This is a genomic window from Serratia sp. (in: enterobacteria) (assembly GCF_051654945.1).
Classification (GTDB): Bacteria; Pseudomonadota; Gammaproteobacteria; order Enterobacterales; family Enterobacteriaceae; genus Chania.
Map to the genome: position 1 here is coordinate 1 of NZ_JBOFZA010000087.1, position 4,849 is coordinate 4,849.

Annotated in this window: 2 protein-coding genes and 3 pseudogenes; 1 reads left to right on the forward strand and 4 read right to left on the reverse strand. The window is 52.3% G+C overall.

Going from position 1 to position 4,849, the window contains the following annotated elements:
- Window positions 1-287, forward strand: a 287-nt coding sequence (locus tag ACRDCA_RS20640) for a Tn3 family transposase (protein WP_438691231.1), incomplete at its 5' end; no start/stop codon positions are given.
- Between the two features lie 81 nt (window positions 288-368).
- Here ACRDCA_RS20640 and fdhF read toward each other — a convergent pair.
- The 4 genes and pseudogenes from fdhF to ACRDCA_RS20660 form a co-directional block, all read right to left on the reverse strand.
- Window positions 369-2,525, reverse strand: coding sequence for a formate dehydrogenase subunit alpha (gene fdhF, locus ACRDCA_RS20645; RefSeq protein ID WP_438691232.1), 2,157 nt, complete (start codon window positions 2,523-2,525; stop codon window positions 369-371).
- 651 nt (window positions 2,526-3,176) lie between these two features.
- Window positions 3,177-3,619: pseudogene (locus tag ACRDCA_RS20650) on the reverse strand (transposase); the annotation flags it as partial.
- Between the two features lie 36 nt (window positions 3,620-3,655).
- Window positions 3,656-4,312: pseudogene (locus ACRDCA_RS20655) on the reverse strand (Tn3 family transposase); the annotation flags it as partial.
- A 272-nt stretch (window positions 4,313-4,584) separates the two neighbouring features.
- A pseudogene (locus ACRDCA_RS20660) lies at window positions 4,585-4,849 on the reverse strand (transposase domain-containing protein); the annotation flags it as partial.

Sequence of the window (4,849 nt, forward strand, 5' to 3'; positions counted from 1 at the left end):
AAGTCGGCGGAAAGAAGGAGTTAACCGGGAAAAATGACATTGAAACAGACATCAGCAACCAGTGCGGGCGGCTGATTTCCAACGCGATCGTGTATTACAACTCGGCGATCCTGTCGCGATTGCTGGAACGACTGGAAGCAGAAGGCAATGCCAAAGGCATTGAGGCTCTGGCCCGGATATCACCGGTGGCCTGGCAGCACATTTTGCTGAACGGGCATTATACCTTCCAGAGCAGCAATGAGATTATTGACCTGGATGCGCTGGTTGCCGGGCTGAAACTGGGATAACGGAAAAATCTGGGGTTCCGGCGTAGAACCCCTATACCAGAAAACACGATTTTATCGGCCCTTCGAAATCTCCCTAGCTGGTTACATCACATTTTCCACTGCGTTGCGCAGCCGGGCTTTCATATCGCTGTAGCTTTGTTGAGCGTAGTTTTCTGCCCAATTTTGATCGGCGATCGCCTCTAGTTTCACTGCACAGTATTTGGTTTCTGGAGTTTTGGCGATCGGATCGAGGTTTTCCTGCGTCAGTTCGTTGCAGGCACCAATCCACCATTGATAGGTCATATACACTGCACCCAAATTGATACGGTCGTTATAATTGGCACGGCTAATCACCTTGCCACGGCGCGAACTGATCCACACCAACTGCTGATCGGCGATCCCCAACTCAATAGCCTCCTGTGGGTTGACCTGCACAAAACCTGGTTCATCCGCTAGTGTTTGCAGTGCGGCGCAGTTACCGGTCATCGAACGACAGGAGTAGTGCCCTACCTCACGCACGGTACACAGCACCAGCGGATAGCTGGCATCCGGGATCTCTGCCGGGGGGCGCCAGGCAGTAGCAAATAGCTGGCCTTTGCCAGATGGTGTGGTGAACTGGTTGCCTTGATACAAATAAGGCGTACCGGGGCTATCTAGCGTAGCGCATGGCCATTGTACGTGGCCGAGTTCGCCTATTTTTTCATAGGTGGCACCGTAAAACAGCGGGCACAGCTCACGCATTTCGTCCCAGATCTGCTGGTTATTATCGTAATGCATCGGATAGCCCAACTCGGTAGCCAGTAAGCTGATGATCTCCCAGTCACGCTTGACGTTATATTGCGGCTCAATGGCTTTTTCGAAACGCTGGAAACCGCGATCGGCGCAGGAGAATACGCCACCGTGCTCACCCCAAGAGGTCGCGGGCAGGATCACATCGGCCTGCTCGGCGGTCTTAGTCATAAAGATGTCCTGCACCACCACAAACTCCAACGCTTCAAACGCGCCGCGCACCAAGTTCAGATCGGCTTCGGTCTGTAGCGGATCTTCCCCCATGATGTAGTAGGCCTTCACCTTGCCTTCATGCACCAGATGTGGGATTTCGGTTATGCGGTAACCGATCTCCGGGTCCATCTGTGCGGCATCAATGCCCCAAGCGGTGGCGAATTTTGCGCGTACGGCGGCATCGGTCACAGCCTGATAGCCAGGGAATTCATTGGGCAGCACCCCCATATCACAGGCACCTTGCACGTTGTTCTGGCCACGTACTGGCCCGACGCCCACGTTAGCTCGTCCTAGATTACCGGTCAGCAACGCCAAGCTAGCGATGCCTTTCACCACGTCTACGGCTTGGCCAAACTGGGTGACGCCCATGCCCCACATCACGGTGGCAGAAGGGGCACTGGCGTAAGTACGCATTGCCTGGCGGATCTGCTGGGCGCTGACTCCAGTAATATGTTCCAACGCCTCCGGCGCGTAATCGGCCAACTGTTGGCGATAGGTGTCGAAACCTTCGGTGTATTTAGCGACGTAATCGCGGTCATACAGGTTCTCTTCGATCAGCACATGCGCGAAGGCATTGATCAGCGCCATATTGCAGCCGTTCTTGATTTGCAGATGCTGATCGGCAATGCGGGCAGTTTCAATGCGGCGCGGATCGCACACTACAATCTGGGCACCTTTTTCTTTTGCTTTCAGCACTCTGCGGGCGATAATCGGGTGCGAATCGGCACAATTGTAGCCGATAATCAGCAGACATTTGGAGTTTTCGATATCGTCAATCGAGTTGCTCATCGCGCCGTTACCCAGAGTGGCTTGCAGACCTGCTACTGACGGGCCGTGGCATACGCGGGCGCAGCAGTCGACGTTGTTGCTACCGATCACTGCGCGGGCAAATTTCTGCATCACGTAGTTGGTTTCATTGCCGGTACCGCGTGAGGAGCCAGTATGCATAATGGCACGTGCGCCGTGTTGCTGTTTGATGGTTTTCAGGCGCTGCGCAGTGTAACGGATGGCTTCATCCCAACTAACCGCCTCAAACTTGCCGCCTTTTACACGGCGAATCAGCGGCTGCGTCAGGCGCGGCGTCAGCAGTTTGGTATCATTGAGGAAGTCCCAGCCGTAATAGCCTTTCAAGCACAGCTTGCCCTGGTTGGTCACACCATCAGCTGCTTCGGCACGGATAATTTTGCCGTTATCGACCACCAGTTTCATTTTGCAGCCTGCGCCGCAGTAAGGGCAGACGGTTGTGATTTTTTTCATCAATTCGGTTCCTAAAACAGGGATGACATAGCGTTGAGCGCGGTACGGTGACGTTGATCACATGCAAGCGCGGTGTAAGCTGGCGGAGTGGAGTACCGTAACATCCTAGTTTTCGCTGTGAGCCACCACGCAGGCAACTTCGCTGGTGCGGTAGTCGATACACTTTTTCGGATCGGCGATAATGAACTGGTTCATCAATAACTCCTAGTTGATCTCTCAGGGATAGTAAAAAGTGGATTCTACTGTTGGTTATGCATAAAACACGCCAAGATGATAAGTGTCATAAAAACAGAGTATTACGAATCTTATGACGATGCTGTCGACGGTGGTTCGACACAAATGACGACGCCGCGTTAGCCCTGGGTGGCTACTGTCCAACGAGAGCATGAAATCTATCTATGGTCCCCACCATTTTTGCAACACTGATTCCTGATTAATGTTGGCTTGCTTAAATCTATCCGGCGTCACTTTGGGCATGGATGCCGCGCCTGATGAGCCCAAAAAACCGTCCGGCTTCAGAGAGCCATTTTCATACTGAGGCTTTTCATCAGGCCGTTAGGCCGTTCATGTCATCAATAATCAGTCTTTGCAAAGTCAGATTGGGAACTGCTTTAATTAACGATTAACCTGCCAATCAGACTCGCGTCATCGTTACCTTTCGAACACAATCTGTCGTATTGTGATTGCCCACGCTATCCGGGCTAATTTGTTGGCCAGTGCACAACATACTACGCAGGAATGCTTTCTTGCCAGTTGCGTCCTGACCCAGTCAGCCAACTTTCCAAACTGATTATCGATCCTTTGGATAAATGCCGGGCACACTGGACCAACAACTGCCACAGATTTTTATCCCCCGTTTACTTATCCCCAGAAGCGTATTTTTTCCGCACAGTGCAGTGCTGTCGTGGTACCAGACCGGTTGATGCAGCAAAATACTGGCCGTTGGCATACTGCTTGCCATCACCCAACTGCGATGACAACACGCTGGCGGTTATCGGGCCGATACCCGGTATAGTCCGAAGGTGTTGCCCTACGTCCTCGCGACTCAGTTCCTGCTCCAGAGCTGTTTCAAGCTCGGTGATATGTTCAATAAGGGGTAGTGACCGGGTAGCTGCGATAACTGCCAACTTTCAGGCCACCACCTCGATCGGCAACCTTGTTTCCATATCAAGTTCAAATATCCCGTAGGGGTTTACATGGGTGTAAATCAGCGGCGTCAGGGCCCTGAAGTCTTCTGCCTTCATTCGTGACAGCCATACAGGCTCATGGAGTACCTGCTGGATCATCAGCGTGTTCACATAGACCAGGCAAATCTGCAATAGATGCAGAGCCAGGACAGACAGCTCCTGCTCTTCCAGACGATTTGTCGCTACTTCCCCGCCCTTACCATAAAAAATGAATGCATTCGCACTGTTCCAGTTTTCCACTACGTTCAGCCCTTCATTTACCCCAATACGAAGATCTTCGGAGCCAATATACCGACACAGGAAAATGGTTTTTATTGCTTTCTCCAGCTCTGCCAGAGCCTTATAAGTCGGATGCTGAACGTTGTTTTTGGTAAACCGGTGTAAAATGGCTTCCGGCTCTGCGGTCCCCTGTTTTAATGCTGTTGTATATTTAATCATCTCATCGTACTGCTGAATGATGAGTTCCCAGTTAATGGCGCGGGTTAACACGGGTTCCAGATTTGGATAGTCGCCGGGCTTGTCATCACCGGTACGATAGAGTTTCTGACTGGCAACGGCCTTAAGGCGTGGTAGGAGAGCATGAAAAAGTGTGGGGCACCAGAGTTAATACCCGGGACCACCGGTATTATGGGGACATGTAGTTTAAGAAAATGCCAGCAATACAAATGACGCAATGTAGCGACTGCCCCACGGTTTTTCATGCTCTCTGTATGAACGCATCCCGGTTTGCAAGGCTTTCGTTGTTCCGACATTGACGAGTAGTTGCAGCTCTGTATCCGGCCTTATTGCAGTCAGAACTGCGGGCCACTATGAGGACCAGAGAGTTTTATGGACCTGCTGCTGGTAAGCCGGACCCGACGACTTAAATTCTTTCAGCAGGCTTTCCACGGCAGCAGATCGCGCACCCTGTTCACTGGCCAGTCCTGGATATGTCCGATGACGTAACGCAGCCATGCCTCTGGATCCTCGCCGTTCAACCGGCAGGTGCCGATCAGCGAGAGTACAGTATCGCTGCTCGCTCCCCACCTTCGTCTGAGCCTGCGAACAACCAGTTTTTCCGGCCCAGAGCCACACCGCGCAGGGCGTTTTCCGCGATGTTGTTGTCGATCTCCGCCCAGCCGTTACTGCAGTACAGAT

What these genes read in the sequence shown, in the direction of transcription:
- fdhF (WP_438691232.1), bottom strand. Translation starts at nt 2,525, where the DNA reads ATGAAAAAAATCACAACCGTCTGCCCTTACTGCGGCGCAGGCTGCAAA.